Origin of the sequence: Halopseudomonas sp., assembly GCF_041579695.1 — a bacterium.
Lineage (GTDB): Bacteria > Pseudomonadota > Gammaproteobacteria > Pseudomonadales > Pseudomonadaceae > Halopseudomonas.
On record NZ_JBFGFI010000006.1, the window covers coordinates 1 to 25734 of the forward strand.

25 protein-coding genes and 1 pseudogene are annotated in these 25734 nt (G+C 59.2%); 19 read left to right on the forward strand and 7 right to left on the reverse strand.

Annotation, left to right across the window (positions count from 1 at the left end):
- From ABYA88_RS02665 to yaaA, 9 genes and pseudogenes are all read left to right on the forward strand, one after another.
- On the forward strand, window positions 1–872 hold an 872-nt coding region (locus ABYA88_RS02665), incomplete at its 5' end, for a serine/threonine protein kinase (protein WP_373185275.1).
- Between the two features lie 86 nt (window positions 873–958).
- Window positions 959–2761, forward strand: coding sequence for an acyl-CoA dehydrogenase (locus ABYA88_RS02670; protein WP_373185277.1), 1803 nt, complete (start codon window positions 959–961; stop codon window positions 2759–2761).
- Window positions 2762–2912: 151 nt separating this feature from the next.
- Window positions 2913–6347 (forward strand): mechanosensitive channel MscK, encoded by a 3435-nt coding sequence (gene mscK / locus ABYA88_RS02675; RefSeq protein ID WP_373185279.1) that lies wholly within the window; start codon window positions 2913–2915, stop codon window positions 6345–6347.
- A 99-nt stretch (window positions 6348–6446) separates the two neighbouring features.
- A complete protein-coding gene (yeiP, locus tag ABYA88_RS02680) occupies window positions 6447–7013 on the forward strand; it encodes an elongation factor P-like protein YeiP (RefSeq protein WP_373185281.1) in 567 nt (188 codons plus the stop codon).
- Between the two features lie 21 nt (window positions 7014–7034).
- A complete protein-coding gene (locus ABYA88_RS02685) occupies window positions 7035–7691 on the forward strand; it encodes an alpha/beta hydrolase (RefSeq protein WP_373185283.1) in 657 nt (218 codons plus the stop codon).
- 120 nt (window positions 7692–7811) lie between these two features.
- Window positions 7812–9314 (forward strand): annotated as a pseudogene (rhlB, locus tag ABYA88_RS02690) (ATP-dependent RNA helicase RhlB); the annotation flags it as partial.
- Window positions 9315–9646: 332 nt separating this feature from the next.
- Complete coding sequence (locus ABYA88_RS02695) at window positions 9647–10012, forward strand: hypothetical protein (protein WP_373185285.1); 366 nt, start codon at window positions 9647–9649, stop codon at window positions 10010–10012.
- A 302-nt stretch (window positions 10013–10314) separates the two neighbouring features.
- Window positions 10315–11697 carry a PhoH family protein gene (locus ABYA88_RS02700; RefSeq protein ID WP_373185287.1) on the forward strand — a complete coding sequence of 461 codons (1383 nt, stop codon included), beginning with the start codon at window positions 10315–10317 and terminating at the stop codon, window positions 11695–11697.
- 164 nt (window positions 11698–11861) lie between these two features.
- Window positions 11862–12644 carry a peroxide stress protein YaaA gene (gene yaaA, locus ABYA88_RS02705; RefSeq protein WP_373185288.1) on the forward strand — a complete coding sequence of 261 codons (783 nt, stop codon included), beginning with the start codon at window positions 11862–11864 and terminating at the stop codon, window positions 12642–12644.
- Window positions 12645–12737: 93 nt separating this feature from the next.
- Here yaaA and ABYA88_RS02710 read toward each other — a convergent pair whose 3' ends face one another.
- Complete coding sequence (locus ABYA88_RS02710) at window positions 12738–13511, reverse strand: class II aldolase/adducin family protein (protein WP_373185290.1); 774 nt, start codon at window positions 13509–13511, stop codon at window positions 12738–12740.
- Between the two features lie 151 nt (window positions 13512–13662).
- Between ABYA88_RS02710 and ABYA88_RS02715 the strand changes: the two genes are divergently transcribed.
- Complete coding sequence (locus ABYA88_RS02715; protein WP_373185292.1) at window positions 13663–14361, forward strand: Crp/Fnr family transcriptional regulator; 699 nt, start codon at window positions 13663–13665, stop codon at window positions 14359–14361.
- Here the strand turns inward: ABYA88_RS02715 and ABYA88_RS02720 are convergent.
- Complete coding sequence (locus ABYA88_RS02720) at window positions 14358–14816, reverse strand: flavodoxin domain-containing protein (protein ID WP_373185294.1); 459 nt, start codon at window positions 14814–14816, stop codon at window positions 14358–14360. The two genes, ABYA88_RS02715 and ABYA88_RS02720, sit on opposite strands and share 4 nt — an antisense overlap.
- Before the next feature lie 122 nt (window positions 14817–14938).
- Here ABYA88_RS02720 and ABYA88_RS02725 point away from each other — a divergent pair, with 122 nt between their 5' ends.
- Complete coding sequence (locus tag ABYA88_RS02725; RefSeq protein ID WP_373185296.1) at window positions 14939–15385, forward strand: PAS domain S-box protein; 447 nt, start codon at window positions 14939–14941, stop codon at window positions 15383–15385.
- A gap of 11 nt (window positions 15386–15396) precedes the next feature.
- Here ABYA88_RS02725 and ABYA88_RS02730 read toward each other — a convergent pair whose 3' ends face one another.
- Together ABYA88_RS02730 and ABYA88_RS02735 are read right to left on the reverse strand one after the other, a co-directional pair.
- Window positions 15397–16632 (reverse strand): HD-GYP domain-containing protein, encoded by a 1236-nt coding sequence (locus ABYA88_RS02730; protein WP_373185298.1) that lies wholly within the window; start codon window positions 16630–16632, stop codon window positions 15397–15399.
- A 347-nt stretch (window positions 16633–16979) separates the two neighbouring features.
- Window positions 16980–17948, reverse strand: a complete 969-nt coding sequence (locus tag ABYA88_RS02735; RefSeq protein WP_373185300.1) for a MerR family transcriptional regulator — start codon at window positions 17946–17948, stop codon at window positions 16980–16982.
- Between the two features lie 145 nt (window positions 17949–18093).
- On the opposite strand from ABYA88_RS02735, the gene ABYA88_RS02740 reads away from it, so the two are divergent.
- Complete coding sequence (locus ABYA88_RS02740) at window positions 18094–18528, forward strand: thiol-disulfide oxidoreductase DCC family protein (RefSeq protein WP_373185302.1); 435 nt, start codon at window positions 18094–18096, stop codon at window positions 18526–18528.
- On the opposite strand, the gene ABYA88_RS02745 is transcribed toward ABYA88_RS02740, so the two are convergent.
- Entirely contained in the window at window positions 18525–18782 is a 258-nt protein-coding gene (locus ABYA88_RS02745; RefSeq protein ID WP_373185304.1) for a hypothetical protein, read from the reverse strand. The two genes, ABYA88_RS02740 and ABYA88_RS02745, sit on opposite strands and share 4 nt — an antisense overlap.
- A 187-nt stretch (window positions 18783–18969) precedes the next feature.
- On the opposite strand from ABYA88_RS02745, the gene folM reads away from it, so the two are divergent.
- The 6 genes from folM (at window position 18970) to ABYA88_RS02775 (ending at window position 21873) form a co-directional block, all read left to right on the forward strand.
- Complete coding sequence (gene folM, locus ABYA88_RS02750; protein WP_373185306.1) at window positions 18970–19671, forward strand: dihydromonapterin reductase; 702 nt, start codon at window positions 18970–18972, stop codon at window positions 19669–19671.
- A 19-nt stretch (window positions 19672–19690) separates the two neighbouring features.
- Window positions 19691–20248: a GTP cyclohydrolase I FolE gene (gene folE / locus ABYA88_RS02755; protein WP_373185308.1), complete on the forward strand. Its 558-nt coding sequence runs from the start codon at window positions 19691–19693 to the stop codon at window positions 20246–20248.
- Window positions 20249–20250: 2 nt separating this feature from the next.
- On the forward strand, window positions 20251–20628 hold the full coding sequence (gene folX, locus ABYA88_RS02760) for a dihydroneopterin triphosphate 2'-epimerase (protein ID WP_373185310.1): 378 nt from the start codon (window positions 20251–20253) through the stop codon (window positions 20626–20628).
- Window positions 20629–20708: 80 nt separating this feature from the next.
- Window positions 20709–21014, forward strand: coding sequence for a DUF1244 domain-containing protein (locus tag ABYA88_RS02765; protein WP_373185312.1), 306 nt, complete (start codon window positions 20709–20711; stop codon window positions 21012–21014).
- A complete protein-coding gene (locus tag ABYA88_RS02770; protein WP_373185314.1) occupies window positions 21011–21346 on the forward strand; it encodes a HopJ type III effector protein in 336 nt (111 codons plus the stop codon). The genes ABYA88_RS02765 and ABYA88_RS02770 overlap by 4 nt, the downstream gene beginning before the upstream one ends.
- 32 nt (window positions 21347–21378) lie before the next feature.
- A complete protein-coding gene (locus tag ABYA88_RS02775; protein ID WP_373185316.1) occupies window positions 21379–21873 on the forward strand; it encodes an RDD family protein in 495 nt (164 codons plus the stop codon).
- A 21-nt stretch (window positions 21874–21894) separates the two neighbouring features.
- Here the strand turns inward: ABYA88_RS02775 and lptG are convergent, their stop codons facing one another.
- The gene (gene lptG, locus ABYA88_RS02780) at window positions 21895–22956 is read right to left on the reverse strand and encodes an LPS export ABC transporter permease LptG (RefSeq protein WP_373185318.1); all 1062 of its coding nucleotides are present in this window, start codon (window positions 22954–22956) and stop codon (window positions 21895–21897) included.
- Window positions 22943–24055, reverse strand: coding sequence for an LPS export ABC transporter permease LptF (gene lptF, locus ABYA88_RS02785; protein WP_373185320.1), 1113 nt, complete (start codon window positions 24053–24055; stop codon window positions 22943–22945). Before lptF ends, lptG begins: the two co-directional genes overlap by 14 nt.
- A gap of 150 nt (window positions 24056–24205) precedes the next feature.
- Here lptF and ABYA88_RS02790 point away from each other — a divergent pair, with 150 nt between their 5' ends.
- Window positions 24206–25696 carry a leucyl aminopeptidase gene (locus tag ABYA88_RS02790; protein WP_373185322.1) on the forward strand — a complete coding sequence of 497 codons (1491 nt, stop codon included), beginning with the start codon at window positions 24206–24208 and terminating at the stop codon, window positions 25694–25696.
- The last annotated feature ends 38 nt before the right edge of the window (window positions 25697–25734 follow it).

Below are 25734 nucleotides of genomic sequence, written 5' to 3' on the forward strand. Positions count from 1 at the left end.
AGAACCGGGTTTTTCAGATTGGTATCGAGGGCGCTCAGCCGCTGATCGCCAAGTTCTACCGGCCGAACCGCTGGACCGACGCGGCCATTCTCGAAGAGCATGCCTACTCGCTGGAGCTGGCCGACCGCGACATACCGGTGATTCCGCCGATGCAGGTGGATGGCCGCACCCTGTTCGAGTTTGCCGGCTTTCGCTTCACCCTGTTCAAGCGGTTTGGCGGCCGGGCACCCGAACTGGACAATCCCGACCACCTGCTGATGCTCGGACGCCTGGTGGGTAGATTGCACGCGGTCGGTGCCATGCGCCCCTTCGAGCACCGGCCCTCGCTGACGGTGCAGAGTTTCGGCCATGACAGCCTGGCCTGGCTGCGTGACTCGGGCGTCGTGCCGGAGAATCTGCGACCTGCGTATTTTTCCGTAGCCGATGATCTGATGCAGGTGATCGACCAGCGCATGCAGGCGGTACCGTTCCAGACCATCCGGCTGCACGGCGACCTGCACGTAGGCAACCTGCTGTGGCGCGACGAGAGCCTATATATGGTCGACATGGACGACTGCCGCCAGGGCCCTGCGATCCAGGATCTGTGGATGATGCTCTCGGGCGATCACAACCAGCGCCAGGGCCAGTTGGCTGAACTGGTAGAAGGTTACAACGAGTTTCACGACTTCGATCCGCGCCAGCTGGCTCTGATAGAATCGCTCAGAACATTGCGCCTGATCCATTACAGCGCCTGGCTGGCCCGACGCTGGGATGACCCGGCGTTCCCGCGGCACTTCCCCTGGTTTGCCAGCGAACGCTACTGGGCAGACCAGGTACTGACGCTGCGAGAACAGCGCGCGGCGCTGGATGAGCCGTTGCTTCGGCTGTTCTGATCAGGCGGCATAAGAGATATCAATGGCCGTTTCCAGTCACCTTTTGACTGCATACACTGCACGCACTTTTCACAGAGGCACCGAGCATGTCCGACACTCTACTTGATTCCCGCAACCTGGCCTTCGAACTCTATGAAGTGCTGGATGCCGAAGGCCTGACCCAGCGTCCGCGCTTCGCCGAACACAACCGTGAAACCTTCGATGCGGCGATCAACACCGCGCGCACCATCGCCGACAAGTACTTTGCTCCACACAACCGCAAGAGCGACGAAAACGAGCCACAGTACGTGGATGGCGCCGCGGTGCTGATCCCGGAAGTGAAACCGGCGGTCGATGCTTTCCTCGAAGCCGGCTTCCTGAATGCCACCCGGACGTTCGAGCAGGGCGGCATGCAGATGCCCAACCTGCTCTCCCAGGCCTGCTTTGCGCACTTCCAGTCGGCCAACGCCGCGACCTCGTCCTATGCCATGCTGACCATGGGTGCCTCCAATCTGATCGAAGCCTTTGGCAGCGAAGAACAGAAGGAACGCTTCCTGCAGCCAATGATCGAAGGCCGCTTCTTCGGCACCATGGCGCTGACCGAGCCGGATGCCGGTTCTTCGCTGTCGGATATCCGCACAAAGGCAGAGCCTGCCGAAGATGGCAGCTATCGCCTCAAGGGCAGCAAGATCTATATTTCCGGTGGCGACCATCCGCTATCGGAGAACATTGTGCACATGGTGCTGGCCAAACTGCCCGACGCTCCACCCGGCGTGAAAGGCATTTCGCTGTTTATCGTGCCCAAGTTCCTGGTCAACGATGACGGCACCGTCGGCGAGCGCAACGATGTGGCCCTGGCCGGTCTGTTCCACAAGATGGGCTGGCGTGGCACCACCTCCACCGCCCTCAACTTTGGCGAAAAAGGCGAGTGCGTCGGCTACCTGGTCGGCAAACCGCACAATGGCTTGTCCTACATGTTCCAGATGATGAACGAGGCGCGCATCGGTGTCGGCATGGGCGCAGTCATGCTCGGCTACGCGGGCTACCTGTATTCGCTGGAATACGCCCGCGACCGGCCCCAGGGCCGCCTGCCCGATGGCAAGGATCCATCCTCGCCGCAGGTCTCGATCATCCAGCATACCGACATCAAACGCCTGCTGCTGACCCAGAAGGCCTATGTCGAAGGCGCTTTCGATCTGGGCCTCTATGCCGCACGGCTTTTCGACGATACCGAGACCCTGGAAACCGAAGAGGAGCGCAAGACCGCGCTGGAACTGCTCGATCTGCTCACGCCGATCGTCAAGTCCTGGCCGTCCGAATTCTGCCTCAAGGCCAACGAGCATGCGATCCAGATCCTCGGTGGCGCTGGCTACACGCGGGAATATCCGGTGGAGCAATACTACCGCGATAACCGCCTGAACCCGATCCATGAAGGTACCCACGGCATCCAGTCGCTGGATCTGCTGGGCCGCAAGGTGGCGATGAACAAGGGCGCTGCCCTCAAGCAGCTGTCCGCGTTGATCCAGGAGACCTGCAACAAGGCGCGCGAACATGACTCCTTGAACGAGCTGCGCGAGCCGCTGGAAAAGCTCCACGCCCATCTCGGCAAGGTGACCCAGGCGCTGCTTGGCGACATGATGCAGGGCAAGATCAACCAGGCACTGGCCAACTCGGCCCTGTACCTGAATACCTTTGGCCACATGGTCATCGGTTGGCGCTGGCTGGAACAGGCGGTACATGCCCAGCGCGGGCTCGACAACGGTAAAGCGGCCGATGCCGACTTCTACCAGGGTAAACTGCAGGCCGCACGCTTCTTCCTGACCTGGGAAGTACCCGGTTGTCATCACGCCCTGGATATTCTGGAAAAGCGGGATAACACCTGTCTGGAGATGCAGGACAGCTGGTTCTGACCGACCGTCGGAAACGCGTTCAGGCAGTGTGACCAACAGCGCATTATCGACATCAGAAAAGGCCGCCATTCGTGCGGTCTTTTTTGTGGCCGCTTCCCAAGCCTGCGCAGGAAGACTAGGCTGCTCCCAGATCCCTGTCGGAAAGATCCCCATGCTGCATTGTTTTCGTCCCCTGCTGACTATCGTCCTGATCGCGCAATTATTGTTTTCCGGTATCGCAGTGGCGGCCATCGAGTTAAACGAAGCCATTGAGGCAACACAGGCGAAGCTCGAAGCCCTTGCCGCCAGCAGCATGCCTGACACCGAAAAGCAGGAACTGCAGGAGATCTACCAGAACACGATCGATTATCTGCAAAAAAGCAAGGCCACCGCGAAAGAGCTGGAAGAACTGCAGACATTGCTGGACAGCGCTCCCGAGGAAATTCGGCGAGTCAGACAGCGGGTGGATGCTATTCAACCGCGGGAGATTGCCAGTCTGCGCAGCAGCCTTGAAAACCAGAACCTGGAGGTGCTTGAGGCCAGACTGACCGAGAAAGTCACCACCATGTTCGACTGGCAGAACCAGTTGACGGCGATCAACAGCAACCTGATAGCTGCGCAGACGCGCCCGGAACGTACCCAGGCTCAGGTGACGGCCAACCAGGCCCGCAGCCAGGCGATCGCCGAACAGGTACGCCTGTTGCAGCGGCAGGCCGACGGTCCGCAGAAAGCCGCCCGCATGGCCATGCTCAAGGCCGAGCAGCAAAGCCTTCAGGACAGCAGCAGCCTGTTGCGCCAGCAGCTGGCGGTCAACAGCGTACTGCAGGATCTGGCCAGCCAGCGCCGCAGCCTGATGAGTCAGCAGATAGCTGATATCGAGTTCGAGATCCAGGCATTGCAGGACGTGATCAACGAAAAACGGCTGAGCCAGTCCGAACAGACTGTCAGCGACACCACCGCCAAGGCGCTACTCGGCGCCAGCAATCATGAGCTGCTGAAGACCCAGGGCAGCCTTAACCGGCGCCTAAGCGAAGAACTGCTGGCCGCGACCAGCGAAGTGGGTGAGCTGACCCGCAAGAACATCACCACCAAACAGCAGATCGACAGCGCCACACAAATCGAGAACGCCCTCGAGCAACAAATCAATGTGCTTGAAGGTAGCGCCTTACTGTCCCGCATCCTGCACCAACAGAAGCAGGCCCTGCCAACGGTGCGCACGGATACGCGGATCGCCGACCGGGTGGCCGATCTACGCCTGCGCGAATTCGAGCTCAATCAGCTGCGAGAAAAGCTGGCCAGTCCCGAGGCCTATCTGACACAACTTCTCGCCCCGCTACCGGAGGCCCAGCGCGAGCTGTTGCGCGACGACATCCGTGAAGTAATTGCCAGCCGCTCGGTATTGACCGAACAGCTGAGCAACAACATCAGCACGCTGCTAAGCCTTGCCATAACGCTGCAGATCAATCAGAGGCAGCTACAGCAGCTGAGCAGTCAATTGCGCCGTACTATCGACGACCAGCTGTTCTGGGTGGCCAGCAGCCGGCCGATTGACAAGGCCTGGGTACTGGCGCTGCCGGCACAGCTGACCGATCAGTTCAGTGACCTGCAACTCCAGAAACAGGCAAAAACGCTGGTCGCCACCATCGCCACCCGCTGGCCGGGACCGGCCCTGCTTGGCCTGCTGCTGCTACTTTACGCCTGGCGTCGTCGCCGCTGGCGCGCCCGACTGCGCGACCTCAACGCCGATGTTGGACATTTCCGTCACGACAGCGCCCGTCATACACCCAAAGCACTGGGGCTCACCGCACTTATTGTCTTGCCCATGCCGGTGGCGCTGTCTGCCACCGGGCTCCTGTTGATGCTCGGCGAACCGGCGACACTGCCCGCACTGGGCGCGGCGCTGCTGAAAGTGGCTATCGCCTGGTTCGTGTTGCATTTTCTCTACCGCGTGCTTGAGCCCAGGGGCATAGCCATCCGGCATTTTCGCTGGGATGAAAAGCTGGTAGAGCGTCTGCATCACCTGATTCGCAATGTCTCCTGGGTGTTGCTACCGCTGGTGCTGGTGATCGCATTGAATGCAGCCACTTCCGGACATCTCGGCGATGACGTTATCGGCCGGCTGACCATGCTGATCGGCATGCTGCTGCTGAGCGTGCTGCTGGGTCACATGATGTGGCACACTGAGCCGCTCTATCATTCGCGGGTGCTGCATATGGGCGCTACGCTGCTGCTGGTGCTGGCACCGCTGGCGCTGGCAGGGATGTCGTTCTGGGGCTACCACTACACCGCCACCCGGCTGGCTGACCGCTTTTTTATTACGCTGTATCTGATCGCAGGCTGGATGGTGCTTCAGGGCACAGTGTCACGCAATCTCAACGTAGCCGGTCGCCGCCTGGCCTATCAACGCGCGCTAACCAAGCGCCAGGCAGCCACGCCACGGGAAACCCAGGACGCCGAGATGGGCGTCGAGGTGCCGGAAATGGATATTCGGCAGATCAACCAGCAATCGTTGCGACTGGCGCGGCTGATCCTGTCGATCATCTTTGCGGTACTGGTCTACCTGACCTGGGCCGACCTGCTGAGCGCCGCGTCCTATCTGGAATCGGTGACACTCTGGGAGTACAACAAGGGCACCTCCGACAATCCGATGATGGCGCCAATCAGCGCCGGTGACGTGCTCGGCGCCCTGGTGATCGTGGTTCTGACCGTGACCCTGGCAAGAAACCTGCCGGGCCTGCTGGAAATCCTTGTGCTGTCACGGCTGAACTTGCGTCAGGGCAGCAGCTACGCTATCACCACCCTGCTCAGCTACGTCATCGTCAGTGTCGGCGTGGTGTACGGACTATCGGCGCTGGGGGTCAGCTGGAACAAGTTGCAATGGCTGGTCGCGGCGCTGAGCGTCGGCCTGGGCTTCGGTCTGCAGGAGATCTTCGCCAACTTCGTGTCCGGTCTGATCATCCTGTTCGAGCGACCGATCCGCATCGGCGACGTGGTTACTATCGGAGATCTGTCCGGCACGGTAAATCGTATACGCATCCGCGCCACCACCATTACCGACTTCGACCGCAAGGAAATCATTGTCCCGAACAAGACGTTCGTCACCAGCCACCTGATCAACTGGTCACTGTCGGATACCGTCACCCGGGTGATTATCAAGGTCGGCGTCGCCTACGGTTCGGACCTGGCAAAAACCCGCGAGCTATTGCTCCAGGCAGCCAGCAACAATGCCCGGGTACTGGATGATCCGGAGCCCCTGGTACTGTTCCTCAGCTACAGCGAGAGCACACTCGATCACGAGCTGCGCGTGCATGTGCGGGAACTGATTGACCGCAACCTGGCAATCGACGAAATCAATCGCGATATTGATCGCCTGTTCGCCGAGAACGGAATCGAAATCGCGTTCCGTCAGCTGGACGTCAATCTGCGCACCAGTGCTGGCCTGGAAAAACTGATCAGCACTCAGCGCGCAGAGTACGACAGGCCATTGACTGACCCGGATCCAGACAACCGCAAGGCGCCGACCAGCGATGCTGGAGCAGAAGCGAAGCCGCCATCACCGGACAGTGAAGCGGCGCTGGGCACAAGTGCGGACGGCCCGACCGTGTGAGCCTGCGCCTGCTTCAAGCCGCGATGCACATCGCGGCTTGAAGCAGGCACGCCCGAGCAAGCACAATAGACGCTTCCTCTCTACCGAGTATGTTGAGTCATGCCCAGAGCCGCTGAACTGAAAAAAGGCCAGATCGTCCAGATCAATGGTCAGCCCTATATTGTGTCGCAGATTGACGTAAAGAGCCCCTCCTCGCGCAGCGGTACCACGCTGTACAAGGTGCGCTTCAACCATGTGCAGACCAAGCAGAAGCTTGATCAGAGCCTGACCGGCGATGACATGCTCGCGCCCATCGATTTTCAGAAGCGGGCCATCCAGTACCTGTATCAGGATGCCGAGGGCTATACCTTCATGGATAGTGAAGATTTTGCGCAGTTTACCCTCAGCGCCGAGCAGATTGAGGACCAGATCGAATACATCCACGACGGCGTCGCCGGCCTGTATGGACTCATAGTCGAAGGCAATCTGGTCGGTGTCGAGCTGCCTGCCGTGGTCGAAATGCCGATCGAGGAAACGCCGCCGGCGATCAAGGGCTCATCTGCCAGCGCCCGCACCAAGACCGCACGCTTTGCCACCGGCCTGGAAATCCAGATACCCGAATACCTGGAAACAGGCGAGGTGGTGCGCATCAATACCGAATCCGGAAAATTCATGTCCCGCGCCTGACGCGGCAACAGGAGCTACCTAATGAGTCAAGCACCACTGATTATTGATCCGCCCAGCACAGCCGACGCTTGTATTATCTGGCTGCACGGCCTGGGCGCTGATCGTTACGATTTCGTTCCTGTCGTCGATGCGCTTGATCTGCCCGCCAGCCACGGCCTGCGTTTCATCTTCCCGCAGGCGCCGACGCGGCCAGTCACAATCAATGGCGGCATGCCGATGCCCAGCTGGTACGACATCATCGGTATGTCCCCGGCACGTGCGATCAGCCAGGAGCAGCTACAGGAATCAGCTGACACGGTGCGCGAGATCATTGATCAGCAAATCGCCCAGGGCATCAAGGTCGAGCGCATCATTCTCGCCGGCTTCTCCCAGGGTGGCGCGGTGGTATTGCACTCTGCCCTGCAGTCAGGGTTGCCGCTGGCGGGCGTCATGGCGCTATCGACCTACGGACCCACCATTGAGGATCTGCTCGGCAAAAGCGACGCAAAGCTCGACATGTTCTTTGCCCACGGCCGCCAGGATCCAATGGTGCCGCATGCGATGGGCCGCCTTGCCCATGATTTGGTACAGCAGGCCGGACACAGGCCCCAGTGGCACGATTACAACATGGGCCATGAGGTCTGCCCGGAGGAAATCGCCGATATCAACGCCTGGCTGCAACAGCGCCTTAGCTTCTGATAATCACCCTCGTCGGCCCGGCAGGTATTGATCAAAAAATAACCTGTCAGGGCTTCGCGAAAAGTTCCCCTTGCTTTACACTGGCCGGTGATCATTCCTATGCCATGTAGAGAGACGCCTGTGCTGAAAGCACTGAAAAAGCTGTTCGGGGCCGGAGATGCCCCCGCCGAGAACGACCAGACCCCCACCCGCGACCATTCGCGCGCTGCCGCCAACAGCCAGCTCGGCGACCAGGCCAAACGAGCCAACAGCGCTGCGCCAACACGCCAGTCTGCAGCTTCCAGACCTCGCAGGCCCGCTCCAGCGCGCGAAGAAACTTCGCACCAGGGCACAAATCCGGATGCCCGGCGCCCGGAAGCCCGGCGCCAAGACACAGCTCAGGCGGAAGAAAGGGTTCAACCAGCGAAGAAAGCCTGGTCCCGCTCCGACTTCTTAGTCGAGCCTGCCGAGGGCAAGACCCGCTTCCACGACTTTCCGCTACCCGACAGCCTGATGCAGGCTATCCACGATCAGGGCTTCAGCTACTGCACGCCTATCCAGGCCCAGGTTCTGGGCAATACTCTCAAGGGGCACGATGCGATCGGGCGCGCCCAGACCGGCACCGGCAAGACCGCAGCTTTCCTGATTTCGACCATCACCCAGTTGCTGGAGACGCCGCCACCGGATGAACGCTTCATGGGTGAGCCGCGGGCGCTGATCATCGCCCCGACCCGTGAGCTGGTCATGCAGATTGCCAACGATGCCATTGGCCTGACCAAGCACTGCGGTCTGAATGTGATGTCCTTTGTCGGCGGGATGGATCTGGACAAGCAGATCAAGCAATTGGAAAAGCGCCATTGTGACATTCTGGTCGCCACGCCAGGGCGCCTGCTGGATTTCTGCAACCGCGGCGAAGTACACCTGGACCTGATCGAGGTACTGATTCTCGACGAAGCTGATCGGATGCTGGATATGGGATTCATCCCTCAGGTACGCCAGATCATCCGCCAGACACCGCGCAAGGGCGACCGTCAGACCTTGCTGTTTTCCGCCACCTTCAGCGATGACGTGATGAACCTGTCAAAGCAGTGGACGCAGGATCCGGCGATCGTCGAAATCGAACCCGAACGCGCAGCCTCGGCCAACGTCGACCAGCAGGTGTACGCGGTCAGTAGCGACGACAAATACGTCCTGCTCTACAACCTGATTACCCAGCTGGATCTCACCCGGGTCATGGTCTTCGCCAACCGCAAGGATCAGGTCAGACGCATTCAGGAACGCCTGGTGCGCGATGGCATCAATGCCGCGCAACTGTCCGGCGACGTACCCCAGAACAAGCGCGTACGCACCCTGGATAATTTCCGTGACGGCACTCTGCGGGTACTCGTGGCCACCGACGTAGCCGGCCGGGGTATTCACGTAGAAGGCATCAGCCATGTGATCAACTACACGCTGCCGGACGATCCTGAAGATTACATCCACCGTATCGGCCGCACGGGCCGAGCCGGTGCCAAGGGCACCTCCATCAGCTTCGCCTGCGAAGATGATGCGTTCCAGATCCCGCCTATCGAGGACCTGCTCGGCAATAAGCTGGCATGCATCCCGCCAGAGACCCACATGCTGCGCAAAGTCCCGGCCCGCAACCAGACCGACGCCGAGAGGGCGGCGAGCGACGCCAACGAGGCTGAACAGGCTGCAGCAGCGGCGGCCAATCGCAAGCGTGCGAGCACTAGCGATCGTTCCAGGCGCCGCTGAGCAAAGCAATATTTCGTAGCAAAAGGAACGCCCGGGAAAGGGGACGTTCCTTGCAGTGCATCGCTCCAGCAATTAAGGTCCCGCCTTGAATTGATCCCCGCGGCCCCGCTTACCGATACCCGTTCTCAAAGCTGTGGCGGTCTGCTTTCTATTCCACGCTGCTGTCAGGCATTTCTGCTTTTAACCAGTGCAGCACGTGGCCCGCTTTACAGGAGTCATGCATGCATAAGAACAGAATCCTTAACATCGTCGCTTTAAGCAGTATTGTGCTGGTCGGCGCAGGCTGCAGCACCAATCAACCCACCACCGCCGACCTGATGCGCAACTATGCGTCCGAACAAAGTGTCGAAGTATCCCTGAAGAAGAACTTGGCCAAGGACTGGGACAAGGGTACCCAACTGGTCGATACCGGGGAGAAAAGAGTCGAACGAGCGGAAAAAGACATTCGTCAGGCAGAGAAACAACTGCGGGATGCGCGCAAGGAGCTAGAGAAGGGCAAGCGGGAGATGGCCCAGGGACAGAAGCTCAAGGCCAGCAGTGAGCGCAAGTTCCGCGCCCAATTCCCTGATAGCACCCTGGCCAACTGAACGGGAGTTAGCCGCTGTGGTTACGCTTGAGGAAGCTGCGTGATCTCAAGCTGGCCCACTAATATAACGGGTTTATTCCGGCATTGAATATGGCCGTTGGTCTGTTGATAAGATATCCCGAATTTGCCGCCAACACGGTTGTTAATGTCACGCCAACTAGGCTATATATCTGATAACCGGCCGATTGCAGCGAGTGATCCCCTGATACCCGCGGGCCCTGTCGAGCCGGTCCTGCGGACTGCCAGATGCCGCCCAGCAGATGATACAGTCTCGTATACACGGCCTTTGCGAGGTGACAGCTTATGGAAGCGTGCGGACCCACCCGACACACCTTCTACGTCCTCGATACCAACGTCCTGATCCACGATCCCAATGCAATCCTCAACTTTGAAGAGCACCACGTCATCATTCCGATGACCGTCCTTGAAGAACTCGACAAACTCAAATCCGGCAAGACCAGCATCGCCGCCGACTGTCGCCAGGCCATACGGCTGATCGACCGTACACTGGCCGATGCACCGCCGGAACTGGTGGAACAGGGCGTGCCGATCCAGCGCGGCAAACTCGGCAACAACGGCAGCCTGGCGATCCTGATGGACCGCACTATCCTTCCGGCCCACTGCCTGCCGAATGATCTGAACGACAACAAGATCATCAATCAGCTCTTCCACCTGCAAAGCCGCTATCCCGACGTCCGCGTTGCGCTGGTGTCCAAGGACATCAATATGCGGCTCAAGGCGCGCGGCTGTGGAATAGACGCCGAGGACTACCACACCGATCAACTGGTTGATGACATCTCGCTGTTGGCACGCGGCTATCACGAAATCGAGGGCTCGTTCTGGGACAGGGTCAATCGCGTGGAGACCCAGCAGCGTATGGGCAAGACCGTGCATGAAGTGCAGCTGACGGAGAAAATGCCGGGCTTGCACATCAATGACTTCATCATCGACGGCCAGGGCTTTATCGGCTGGGTGTCCTCGATCGACGGCGATCGGGTGGTGCTGCGCGATCTGCATCAGGAGCCCCTGATGCACCAGGAAGCATGGGGTCTGAGGCCGCGGGATGTGTTTCAGGCGCTGGCTATGTATGCACTACTGGACCCGGACATCCATCTGGTCAACCTGACCGGGGCCGCGGGCTCGGGCAAGACCATACTCGCCCTGGCAGCAGCGATCGAGCAGACGATGGTGAGCAAGACCTACCGCCGCATCATTGCCACGCGCAGCACCCAGGGGCTGGATGAGGACATCGGCTTTCTCCCCGGCACCGAAGCAGAGAAAATGGAGCCCTGGCTGGGCGCCATCACCGACAACCTCGAAGCCCTGCATATGGATGATGAAAGCACCCATGGCAGCGTGGAATACATCCTTGACCGCGTACCTTTGCAGTTCAAATCCTTGAACTACATCCGCGGTCGCAGCTTCCAGCAGAGCTTCATTCTGATCGACGAGAGCCAGAACCTGACGCCGCATCAGATCAAGACCATCATCACCCGCGCGGGTGCCGGCTCCAAGGTGGTCTGTCTGGGCAATCTGGCGCAGATCGACACGCCCTACCTCAACGCCACAAGCTCGGGCCTGACCTACCTCACCGAGTGTTTCAAGGACTTCCCCCACGGTGTGCATATCCACCTGCAGGGCGTACCCCGCTCGATTCTGGCGGAGTATGCTGAAACGCATCTTTAAACTGATACGATAAGCTGGAAGCCCGAAGCCCGAAGCCCGAAGCCGTAACTGCTTCTGGCTTCGGGCTTCCAGTCTCTCGCTATTAAACCCTGCTATCACCCCGATACAGAGCAAGCCGCCAATCAATCCGGCATAATCTCTTCCAGACATATATGGAGGTTTCTATGCTAATGGTAATTTCTCCCGCCAAGACACTCGACTACGACACGCCGGCGGTGACCGATCAGGCCAGCCAGCCGCGCTTCGTCGAGCACAGCGCCGAGCTGATCGAAGTGTTGCGTGAAAAGAGCCCGCAGGAGATTGCCGAGCTGATGTCACTATCGGACAAGCTGGCCAGCCTGAACGTCGCCCGGTACGGCAGCTGGGAACACGAGAGCACCCCACGCAACAGCAAGCAGGCTCTGCTGGCATTCAAGGGCGATGTTTATACCGGACTCAATGCCGAAGATTTCGACGCCGATGATTTTGCCTTCGCCCAGCAGCACTTGCGCATGTTGTCCGGTCTCTATGGCGTGCTGCGCCCGCTGGACCTGATGCAACCCTACCGGCTGGAGATGGGCACGCGGCTGCCTAACTCGCGCGGCAAAGATCTGTACAGCTTCTGGGGCGAGCGTATCAGCCAGTGGCTCAACGAGGATCTGGCTGCCCAAGGAGATCAGGTGCTTCTTAACCTGGCATCCCAGGAATATTTTGGCGCGGTAAAACCCCGGGTGCTGAACGCACGCGTGATCGACACCGTCTTCAAGGATCAGAAAAACGGTCAGTACAAGATCATCAGCTTTTACGCCAAGAAGGCCCGCGGCCTGATGGCGCGATACGTGATCAAGGAGCGCATAACGAGCCCGGAACAACTGAAGGCGTTCGACCTCGACGGTTATTATTACCATGAGGCCAGTTCGGGCACAGACAAGCTGGTATTCCTGCGCGAAGAAACAAAGCCCAAGTGATACCGGCAGCACCGCGGCTTGGCATCATCAACTGAAAAGGCCCGCCGGTAACCCGGACGGGCCTTTTTTCCATTCCTGTCGGCGTCTCGCTACTCAGCTATCGAAACCCGGATTGACCCTCTGCAGCTTGCGCAGCAGAGCCGGCCAGGCAATATTGCCACCGGCGCCACGGGTGACCTTGCGCATGCTTTCCTTCGCTCCGTCCAGAATGTCCTGCGAGATGGTAATCAGCTCGCCCCCCGCTGCCTGGGCGGCGATCTGTATTTCGCAGCAACGCTGCAGTGTGTACATGCCGAGAAAGGCTTCGGCGACCGACTTGCCGCAGGTCATCAGACCGTGGTTGCGCAGCACCATTGCATTGGTCTTGCCCAAGTCCGCCTGCAGCCTTGCCTTTTCATCCTCGTTGAGGGCAACGCCCTCATAGTCGTGATACGACAGATTGCTCAGCACGAAGATGGACTGCTGCGAGATGGGCAGAATGCCTTCCTTCTGGGCCGAAACGCCAACGCCGGCAGCGGTATGGGTATGCAACACGCAGGCGGCATCGTGACGAACGTCATGCACCGCACTGTGGATGGTGAACCCCGCCGGGTTGATATCGTAGGGCGTTTCCATCAACTTGTTGCCCTGCAGATCAATCTTGACCAGGTTGGAAGCAGTCATTTCCTCGAACATCAGGCCATAGGGGTTGATCAGGAAATGCTCGGTGCCGGGGATCTTGGCCGACACATGGGTAAAGACCACATCGTCCCAGCCGTACATTGCGATCAGGCGGTAACAGGCGGCCAGGTCGACACGGGTCTGCCACTCCTCGGCACTGACCTGATCTTTCACGTCCACTACCGGCAAGGCTTGTACTGCATTCATCGTGTCAATCCTCATTCTGTTGGGTAAGGGCTACGCACATGCAAGCCAACTTGCGGCATACTTGAACACACCCATTAAAGTAGGAGTGTAGTGCGTGACGGAAAAAAGGACTGTCAAACACTTTACAGTGTCGCCAGCGCCGGATGCCGCCATGTTCCGCGGGCTGTTGCTGCGCAATCGCTGGCTGCGGGATCTGCCCGTGGATTGCCTGAACGAGATGACAGCACTGGCGCGCCTGCTTCGCCTGGAGGACGGGCAGTTGCTGCATGCCAAGGATGACCCGGCAGACGGACTCTACGGCGTGGTCAGCGGTGCCATCAAGGTCAGCAGCACCGGCCTGGACGGCCGCGAGGCGGTATTGACTGTTCTGAGTCCGGGCAGCTGGTTTGGCGAGATCTCGCTATTCGATGGCTTGCCGCGAACCCACGATGCCCACGCCACCGGGGCTACTGAACTGGTGATGATTCCGCGTCGTGGTTTCCAGGAATTGCTCGACCACCGCCCCGAGCTGTATCCGCATTTCATGCGCCTGCTATGCCGACGTATCCGCCTCTCCTTCGCCATGCTGGAGGACAGCGCGCTGCTGCCACTGTCGTCGCGGCTGGCCAAACGGCTGCTGATGCACGCGCACAACTACGAGCAAACGGACCAGGGCAGCAGCCAGGCGACCATCCAGCTGTCCCAGGAGTCGCTGGGGCTGATGCTCAATAGCTCGCGTCAGAGCATCAACAAGCTGCTCAAACGCCTTGAGCAGGCCGGCTGGCTGCGCATTCATTACGGCCAGATAGTGATTCTGGATGAAGCTGCGCTGGCCCGCCTCGCCCGCGGAGAGATGACCGCAGATATCTAGGTACGGGTCTCCAGCGCCGCAATAAAACGGTCGATCCAGGGTTCGGCTTCCACCTCAGGCGACACCGTTTCGCTGGCGTCCAGGCGCAGCATGGGCAGCGCTTCAACTGCCTGTAATTCCAGCAGAAGCTCGCGAAGCTGTTCGCCGCCCTGACAGAAGGTATCGCCGTATGCCGCATCGCCCAGGGCAATGACCGCAAAAGGTTTGTCGGTCAGCAGCGGAAACCGCTCCTGCAAACTGACGAAGAAGGGAACGAATGCGTCCGGAAGCTCTCCCATACCGGTAGTCGAAACGCAGCCCAGAATCGCGTCTGGGGCGGCTTCGAGCAAGGCATCGACGCTTGCCGGCCTGATTCTGGAAACCTCCAGACCCGCCTGCCGACACCGCTCGACAGCCTCGTCCGCGACCAGATCGGCGGTGCCATAAACCGAACCACTCAGAACAGCCAGATGCATCATTACCTCCACGATTGCCGGGTAAAGACACCCATTATGCCGCACTCTTTACCCGTCGGCGCGGTGGACAGGGCTGGATGTTGCTATAGAATGTGAACACACATACGGGGAATGCTGTTGCAATGATCAATGCCAAACTACTGCAGCTTGTGGTTGACGCCTCCAATGACGGAATCGTGGTTGCCGAGCAGGAAGGTGACGACAATATCCTGATTTACGTCAACAAGGCTTTCGAGCGTCTCACGGGTTACAGTAACGATGAGATTCTCTATCAGGACTGCCGTTTCCTGCAGAAGGAAGACCGTGACCAGCCGGGCCTTCGCGCAATACGCGATGCGGTAAAAAGCGGTGAACCCTGCCGTCACATCCTGCGTAATTACCGCAAGGACGGCAGCATGTTCTGGAACGAGCTGTCCATTACCCCCGTCTACAACGAAGCAGACCAGCTCACCTACTTCATCGGCATACAGAAGGACGTCACCGAACAGGTGCAGGCACAACAGCGTGTCGAGGAACTGGAAAGAGAACTGTTGGAGCTGCGCAAGCAGCTGGCAAATCGGGCCGACTAGAGTGAAGCGCGCTATTGGACCATGTTGATGTTGGCCAATGAGAAGGTTTCCAGCTCAATGCCATGTGATCCGTCTGGCAGCACGCTGGCAACCGTCATGCCGCCAGCGGAAGCAGGCGGTTCAAACCTGAGATCAACTATCACCTGCTGCATCGATCGCTTCTGACCATCAAGCAGAAGACTCACCTTGGGCGCGAGCCTGTGCCGCGGATCCACCGACAACACGACACCCACCTCTCCGCTAGACATTTCCACCAGGGAGCCTGGCGGATACAGACCTATACATTCGATGAACTTGATCACCAGATTCCCATCGAATTGAGTGCCAATATTACTGTAGAGAACCTTCAGGGCAGCGGCCGGACTCTTGCCCGCGCTGTAACAGCGCTTGCTGGTCATTGCATCGTAGGCATCAACGATGGTTATCGCCCGCACATAAAAATCCAGACTGTGCCCCGGGCGCTTTTCCGGGTAGCCCCGGCCGTCCATCCGTTCATGGTGGGAGTAGGCAACTTTGATGACCTCCTGCGGCACCTTCGGATCCTTTGAGAGCTGGTCGCGACCGAACACCGGGTGCAATCGCAGGTGAGCCACCTCTTCACTGGTGAGCCGACCAGCCTTGTTGAGAACATCCTGATCCAGCCCCATCTTGCCGACGTCGTGCAGCATGCCGCAGATTCCAAGCAATTCTATGTGCTTGATACCAATGCCAAGATGCCGCCCAAGCGCCATCGCCTGAATGCCCACATTGACGCAATGCTCGGCGGTGTACTGGTCCACGTGCTTGATACGCGATAACCACAATAATGCGGACGGGTTACGAATAATCGAGTCAAGACATTCACGTACCGCCAGAATCATCGCCTCGACGTCGATGTTCTGATCATCGTGAACACATTGCAGCAGTGCCTTGATCTCTGAAAGGGAACGGCGATAAGCCCGTCCCGCTCGACCAATCTCCTGCTCGATATCAACCGAGATCGGGTGGGCCTGCGGACCGGGACGGGAGATAGCCTTGAGCGGCTCCAGTGTGGAAACATCCACGCGAGTAAGCGAGAGATCGATATACAGGTATTCGCAGAGGTTGCGCAACGCGAAAAGATCATCTTCATGGGACAACAGGAAACCCTGAAATAAAAACGGGGTATCCAGCCACGGACGATCAAGCATGCAGACGTACATACCCATCTGCAGTTGGCTCGGATGAATCCTGACCTGGTGAAGGTCGCTAGTAATTTTTTTTCTCATGCGGCTCATCTACTTCCGATTCGATGATGGAGCGAGAAAACAGGCAGGCGTTCCGGAACGGTGTTCTGTTGACAGGGACCAGCAAATATTAGCACGAACAACACCAGTAGCGACGAGACGCCGGACGAAAGGTGATATTAATGTGCCATTTTCTTATGGCGGCGACGCTGGATAAAGTGCAGGAAGGAAGAACAAAAAGCCCCGGTAGCCGAAAGGGGAAGATGGCTACCGGAGTGCGCAGCTTTTGATCAGACTGCTTCGTGTTACCGCGAAGCATGCACACAAGTTATACAGCAATAACAATTTTGTACAGCTTGCCGCGTAACCAGATGTTCCAGCCAGACCGGTTATCGCGTGTCCAGTCGGCCGATCAGCAGGTTACGCACTTTGGTCACCAGATCCGGGCCGGGCAGGCCCAACACAGTGATCCCCGCGCGCTTGAGCTCGGCAGGCTGCACTTCGCAAACCGGCCCTACTGCGACTACCGGGCAGATAAGGGACTGCTCCAGACGTGGCAACGCCCTGCTGAACCCTTGCGCCTCGAGGGCGTGATCACCGTAAAGCATCAGCACATCACAGCTCGAACGCTCGGCCATGGCTGTCAGCTCAGCATAGGAAGAAACTGTAGGGACGTAGGTGATATTGGCCTCAGCCTCGGCGACCAGGGCAGCTGCAGAAAGTATCTCGAATTCCGACCCACTGCCGGGCATCGCCGCCAGCAATACTGTAGGCAAGCCCGGCCGCAGGTAGCCAATACGCTGGAACAGCCTCCCGCGCAGGAAGGCATCGAGAAAGGACCACTCACCGGAGAGACTTTCCGGACCAGCCTTGTCGCGAAACAGCTTCCATACCGGCATGGCGATATCTCGCAGCACAGTGGCTACCGGAAATGTGGAATGAATCTGTCCGTAGGTGCGATCCAGACGCGCCAGGTCGCTACTGTTGACCGCCTCCACCAGTCGCGCCTGCCAGTCCCGGAAATCAACCGGAGCCTGAGATACTTGGTTGTCGTGCCCGGCAACAGGCGCCGGACTGGTGGCAACCTCACGGTCGATTATCGAAGCCACCTTGCTCACCGCAACGCCGCGATCGATCCAGGCGGTGACCTTGCGTACCCGTTCGATGTCAGCCATCGAATACAGTCGGTGACCGCTCTCTGTACGATGCGGGACCAGGAGCCCGTAACGCCGCTCCCACGCGCGCAGGGTGACCGGATTGACGCCGGTGAGCCGCGAAACTTCCCGGATGGGGTAAAGGTCTTCGCCTTCCAGCTCCGGATCAAGAGCTGCATATATCGGATCGGTGGTATCGGTCATATCTGTTTACAGAGGAAGTCGAGGTCACAGCCGTTAGCGTTTGCGGAAACCGCGTCTGGCCCGTTAGATTGCAACCTATTGTACAGAACTTGCGCAACAGCAAAAGCCTGTACATCACCTGACTTCCCCTGAACGGAGAATCCCCGTGCACACCACCACCCCCGACTGGCCGCTGACATTGTTTTACGATGGCGAATGTCCGCTTTGCCTCCGCGAGATCCGCATGTTCCAGCGCCGCAATGACCGGGGTCGACTGGAACTGATCGATATTGCCAATTCCGCCGCCGATCCGTTGCCCGGCCTCTCGCGCCAGGACATGCTGGACTGCCTGCATGCGCACTTTCGCGACGGTCAGCTGGTTACCGGCATCGACGCAACCTACTGGAGCTATCGTGCAGTGGGTCTTGGCTGGGTGGTCGCACCGCTTGGCTGGCACTGGGCGCGGCCATTGTGGAAATGGGGCTATAGACAGTTCTGCCGGTTACGCCCGGCCATTGCACGGATTGTCCCGATGCCGGGTTCCGACGCTGGCGTCAGCTGTGAAAGCGATCGCTGCCGGCCACCTAAGCCGAACGACTAACGACCGATCACCTCATCCTGTGCAACGATCACACGCAACGCAGGCGGCGCAATGCGATGCCGACGCAGCGAAGCCTGCACCTGCGCAAGTGACGACCAGAATCGCGGCTGTCGCCGATTGTCGACCAGGGTGCGGGGCTCCGCGCCGCCCATCACCACCTGCACAGCGTAACGATTCAGCCCGCTATGCGTGATAATATTGACGTCGACTACCTCACCGCTCTCCAACGCAGCGCCGAGCTGTTTGATATTCACAAGAGAACTCCAGGCAATGACAGGCGGTAATTCGACTTCGCGCTGTACACGAAGCAACTGGCAATACTAATATACTGTACAGATTATATATCTCGTATAGGTTTGGCAAAGGATTTGGCCGTTCGGACCGTTGCCGCTGTACCCCCGGTCTGAACGGTCGGATCCTACCCCTGAACAAGAGAGCCCTATGACCGTCAGCGAAACCATACTGATTACCGGCGGCGCCCAGCGGGTAGGACTGCACTGCGCGCGACGTCTGGTCGAAGACGGCTACCGGGTGATCATTACCTGCAGGACCTTGCGCCCGGAGTGGCAGGAGCAGCCCCTGAGCGGAATCGAGGTCATGCTCGCGGATTTTTCCACAGTGGCAGGTATCGAGGACTTTATTCAGCGCCTGCAGCGCCAGGCCCCGACCCTGAGAGCCATAGTGCACAATGCGTCGCTGTGGCTGGATGATCGCGACGGCGCCGATGCGATGCAGCAGATGTTCATGGTGCATGTCCAGGCGCCCTACCTGATCAACCGCGGGTGCGCGGATCTGCTGGATGCGCAACGGGTAACCGACATCATCCATCTGACCGATCATGTAGCCCAACGCGGAAGCAGGAAACATGCGGCTTATTGCGCCAGCAAGGCTGGACTGGAAAACCTGACTCTGTCGTTTGCCGCCCAACTGGCGCCGCAGGTGAAGGTCAATTCAATCGCCCCCGCGTTGATCATGTTCAATACCGGGGATAACGCAGAATACCGCCGCAAGACGCTGGCGAAATCGGCACTGGGCATCGAGCCCGGCCCCGAAGTTGTTTACCAGTCCATCCGCTACCTGATGGACAACCCTTATGTGACCGGTACCAGTCTGACCCTGAATGGCGGCAGGCACCTGAAATGATCCCCGGAGAAACGCCCAGATGAGCCTAGAAAACCTTACACGCAATTACCAAGACATCATCACCAACCTGGGCGAGGATCCAGACCGCGACGGGCTCAAGGGCACTCCGCAGAGAGCCGCCAAGGCCATGCAGTTTCTTTGCCGCGGCTACGATCAATCCCTTGAGGAGATCGTAAACGGTGCACTGTTCGACTCGACCAATGACGAAATGGTCATCGTCAAGGACATCGAGCTTTACTCTCTGTGCGAACACCATCTGCTGCCATTCATCGGCAAGGCCCACGTCGCCTACATTCCAACCGGCCAGGTGATCGGCCTGTCAAAGGTCGCGCGGATAGTCGACATGTACGCTCGTCGTCTGCAGATCCAGGAAAACCTGACACGGGAAATCGCCGAGGCCCTGCAATCGGTCACCAACGCCAAGGGGGTGGCGGTTGTCATCGAGGCCAAGCACATGTGCATGATGATGCGCGGGGTGGAAAAGCAGAACTCGTCGATGCACAGCTCGGTGATGCTGGGAGCCTTTCGAGAGTCATTCAATACCCGGCAGGAATTCCTGCAGCTGATCGGACGCTGAACATGCACAGACTCACTCCAGGTATGGCGCGCATCCGGGTCAAGGACCTGCGCCTGCGCACCTTCATCGGCATCAAGGAAGAAGAGATCCTCAATCGTCAGGACGTAATGATAAACCTGACTATCCTCTATCCTGCTGCGGAGGCCGTGGAAGTCAACCAGATCGACCAGGCTCTCAACTACCGCACCATTACCAAGGCCGTGATACGTCACGTAGAGGAGAATCGTTTCGCGCTTCTCGAGCGCCTCACCCAGGAGCTGCTTGACCTGGTGATGGCCCATCCCGAGGTGGAGTATGCCGAAGTCGAGGTCGACAAACCCCACGCCCTGCGCTTTGCCGAGTCCGTCTCGGTGAGTCTCAGCGCCGCAAGACAGGTCTGATTCGGGGATTATTGCTGCGGATGGGCGGTGCCAGTATGATCGCAGCCAGCGCCACTCAGCCGCCTGACCCGGAGCCAACAATGACCAAGCAAGAGCGTATCGAACTGGAAGCTGCCGCATTTCGCGACCTGCTAGCCCATCTGAACAGCCGCAAGGATGTGCAGAACATCGACCTGATGACCCTTGCCGGCTTCTGCCGCAACTGTTTGTCCAAGTGGTACAAGGCCGCGGCCGATGACATGGATATCAAACTGAGCATGGATCAGGCGCGCGAAGCCATCTACGGCATGCCCTATGCCGAGTGGAAGGCCAGATATCAGAAAGAAGCCAGTCCTGCCCAGCAGGCCGCTTTCGCCAGGACCCAGCAGGGAGAAGACAAGCCGTGAACAGGCAACAATTCATCGACTCACTTGGCACGGCAGACCATCGTTTTGCCGATACTCTGGACTTTATCGACGCACATTACCTGTATCAACCCAGCGGCTTCGACAACGGCCCTATGCGCAACAGTGCCGGGGAAAATCAGGGCTCCTGCAAGGTACTCGCAATGGCATTGGATCTGGACCTGGATGACTCGCAGGCGCTGCAGTGTTTTGCCGAACATTATCAGGCCGTACTGGAAAACCCGAAAGGCAGCGACCACGCCAATATCCGTGCACTACGCGAACATGGCCTGGCTGCGGTAAGCTTCGACGCACCCCCGCTGACCCGGCGCTAGCCGCCGTTCGTTCCAAACCCTGCGGAGCCTCAATGGCCACACGACAACTCGATCCTGCCGGAGACTTCCCGGCCACCACATTAGGCCGGCGACTGATAGTCGCCAGCTATGACCTGTTCCTGCTCATTGCTGCCTGGATGGTCGTCACCTTCGCCTATCTGGGCGTGCACATCCTGTTCACAGGCGAGCAGTTAGCCCAGGAGCAGGCGGAAGCTGGCGGCTTTATTGGAGACTGGCTGCTGACGATAATCATCTTCGTCGTGAGCCTGCTGTTCTACCTGAGCTTCTGGACGCTCAAGGGCCAGACGCTGGGAATGCAGGTCTGGCGTATCCGGGTCCAGCAACCCGAGGGCCTGGCGATCACCCGTCGGCAGGCAGTGATCCGCTTTCTGGTCGCACAACCCGCCTGGCTCTGCCTGGGGCTGGGATTTCTATGGGCTCTGTGGGAGCCAAGGTCGCGCACCTGGCACGATATGGCCTCGGGAACGGAGCTGGTGACGCTGCCCAAGGGCACGTTCAAAAAATAAACCTTGGCGAGCAGGCCCTCTCTAGCCTGCCCGTTTCAGTAATAACCCGCCCAGCACGAACAGCACCAGAATCGGCGCCAGCACCGCGAACAAGGGCGAGAAACCGAATACCAGACTCGATGGCCCGAGCAGGTCCTGAATGATGCGGAAGCTAAAGCCCACGAGCACCCCGGTGAACACGCGCTGGCCAAGAGTGACCGAGCGCAGCGGCCCGAATACGAAGGAAATCGCGACGAACACCAACGCCAGCGTCGCCAGTGGCTGCAGGAGCTTTTTCCAGAAGGCCAGGCGGTACTGGGCGTTGCTCAGGCCCTGCTCCGCCAGATAGCCCTGGTAGTGCCAGATACCCGACAGCGAAAGTACCTCGGGATCGAGCACCATCACCCTAAGCAGCTCCGGCGATAGCAGCACATCCCAGCGTTGCTGCGCACTGGATTCCACTTCGCTGCGATCCGGCTCGGGGAAGCGCGTGGTCTGCACATCACTCATCAACCAGCTGTCATCCCCGACCACCGCGCGACTGGCGAAGCTGGCTTCGAGCAACTGGCGTTCGTCGTCAAAACGATAACGGGTAACGCCGCGCAGCGCGCCATCAGGCTGCAGCGCATTGATATGCAGGAAGTCATTACCCTCACGATGCCAGAACCCACGTGACTTGAACGCCTGCTCGGTACCCTGGGCGATCGCCCGCCGGCTCTCGGCGATGTTCTCGCTGTAGGGCGCAGCGTATTCACCCAGCAGCACCCCGGCCAGCAGCACTACCAGCAATGGCTTGAATACCGCCGCGACGATACGGGGAATAGAGACGCCCGCCGCGCGCATGATGGTCAGTTCGGAATTGCTCGCAAGTGTACCCAGACCGATCAGACAACCGATCAGGGCAGCCAGCGGCAGCATCTCGTAAAGTCGTCGTGGCAGCGTGAAAAGTGTGTAGACCAGCGCATCCAGTGCGCCGTAGCTGCCTTCAACATCGTCCAGCTCGCCGATGAAGGCAAACAGCAGGTCGAGGCCGAGCACGATCAGCGCCACAACCAGAATACTGAACAGGACGCTGGAGCCGATATGCCGATCAAGAATGCGCATGGCTCATCTCCCGTGGAGTGGGTGCGCGCGCAAGCGCATGACGATTGAGCACCATGCCGATAGCCAGAAACAGCAGATGCACCCACCATAAACCCAGTGCCGCCGGCAGCTTGCCGGACTCCATCCAGCCGCGGGCGCTGATCAGCAAGGCCAGATAGGCCATATACAGCATGACCGCCGGGAGCAGTTTGAGAAACCGCCCCTGCCGCGGATTGACCCTCGACAGCGGTACTGCAAAGAAGGCAACCACGAACACCAGCAGCGGTAGCGCCAGGCGCCATTGCAGCTCGGCCTGCAGATCAATGTCGGCCTGACCGAACAGTGCCAGTGTCGGAATGGCCTCGTGGTCGGTCACCTCGGTGGCGATCTCGGGCTTGGGCAGCAGCACACCGTAGGTATCGTAACTGATCACCCGGAAATCCGCGGATCCTGGCGTACCGTCGTACCGGTAGCCGTCATACAGCACCAGATAACGGCTGCCATCAGCATTCATCTGCTGACGCCCGGTCTCGGCCACGAGCACGCCGACACCGGAATCGACGGTATCGCCGCCACCTCCGGCGCGCTCGGTAATGAACAGATCCTGCAACTGCGTGCGATCCTCCGACAGCCCACCGGCATAGGTCACCCGCTGGCCACTGCCCAGCGACTGGAAACGCCCGGCCGAAAGCGTATCGAACTCTGTCATCGCGGCCTGTTCGTTGAACAGCTGCTGGGTCTTGAGCACCCCCGCCGGCGCCACCCACAGACTCAGGGTCGCCACAATCACGGCCACCACAAGCGCCGAGCCCTGGGTATACCAGAGCACCCGTCGATCGCTGAAACCATTGGCTGAAAGGACCGTCATCTCGCTGTCCAGGTACATACGCCCGTAGGCCAGCAGGATCCCGAGAAACATGCCCAGAGGCAGGATCAGCACCATGAAACCGGGCAGACGATAGCCCATGATCATGAACAGCACGCCGGGATCGAGCTGGCCGGCAGCCGCCTGCGCCAGATACTTGATGAAGCGCCCGCTCATGATGATGAGCAGCAATACCCCGCTGACGGCAGTCAGAGTCACCAACACTTCACGGCTGAGATAACGAAACACAATCACAATAACTTCCTTGGCCCCAGGCACTTGAATGAGCCAGAATGAGGGGATATCGAGTCTGGTTGCAAGCGCAGCTCCGGTTTCGGCGCATGGCCATCCGGCTCGCGGGCTGTATTATCAGTCAATCAACATCATTTGTCTTGGGGAGTACCAATGGACTTCAACGTCAAGCACGGCACACTGGAAACCATCAAGAGCGGCTGTCTGGTCGTTGCCATCAGCGAGGCGGCCTCGCTTGAGGGTCCTGCCGCCGAACTCGACCGCGCCACCAGCGGCCAGATCAGTGCTGCAATCAAGCATGGCGACATCACTGGCAAGAGTGGCCAGACGCTGATGCTCTTCGGCTTGCCCGGCGTGACTGCGCAGCGTGTGTTGCTGATCGGCCGCGGCAAGGACGCCGAACTCAGCGATCGGCAGTTCCGCAAGCTGGTACAGAAGGTTATCGCCACCCTGAAAGACGGTGGCGCGACCGACGCCCTGCTGACCCTGGCTGAACTGCCAGTAACAGGTCGCGATCTGTATTCCCGCACCCGCCTGATGGTGGAGACCATTCGTGAAAACCTCTATCAGTTTGATCAGTTCAAGACACAGAAGGCGAGCAAGCCGCGCCTGAAAAAATGCCTTGTATGGTCCGCTGACAAGGTCGACGCGCCACACCTCAAGCAGGCTATCGAGCATGCCCAGGCTATCAGCGACGGCATCGATCTGACCCGGACCCTGGGCAATCTGCCCGGCAACGTGTGTACCCCCACCTACCTGGCCAATCAGGCCAAGGCGCTAGGCAAGTCCCACAAGGAACTGGAAGTCGAGATACTCGAAGAAAAAGACATGAAAGCGCTGGGCATGGGCGCCCTGCTTTCCGTCAGCGCTGGCAGCGCCGAGCCAGCCAAGCTGATCCGCATGAGCTATAAGGGCGGCAAGGCCAAGGACAAGCCACACGTACTGGTGGGCAAGGGCATTACCTTTGATACTGGCGGCATCAGCATCAAGCCTTCGCCCAACATGGACGAAATGAAATATGACATGTGCGGTGCAGCCACGGTATTTGGCGTTATCAAGGCAGTGGTCGAACTGCAATTGCCGATCAACCTGGTATGTCTGGTCGCCTCGGCCGAGAACATGCCGAGCGGGACAGCCACCAAACCTGGCGACATTGTCACCAGCATGTCAGGCCAGACCATCGAGATTCTCAATACCGACGCCGAAGGCCGACTGGTGCTCTGTGACGCGCTGACTTATGCCGAAAAGTTCAAGCCTGCCAGCGTCGTGGATATCGCCACACTTACGGGCGCCTGTATCGTCGCGCTGGGCAGCAATACCTCGGCGGTAATGGGTAACAACGATGCCCTGGTACAGCAGCTGCTGGATGCCGGCAAACAGGCGGACGATCGCGCCTGGGAGCTTCCGCTGTTCGAGGAATACCAGGAGCAACTGGACAGCCCCTTTGCCGATATGGGCAACATAGGTGGTCCCAAGGCGGGCAGCATCACCGCCGGCTGCTTCCTCTCGCGTTATGCCAAGGCTTATCCCTGGGCGCACCTGGACATCGCTGGCACGGCCTGGACCAGCGGCGGCAAGGACAAGGGCGCAACCGGGCGCCCGGTACCGCTCTTGATGCAGTACCTGCTGAATCAGGTCGGCTGAAGAAAACAGCGGCAGGCCTGAGGCTTGCCGCTCGGGGT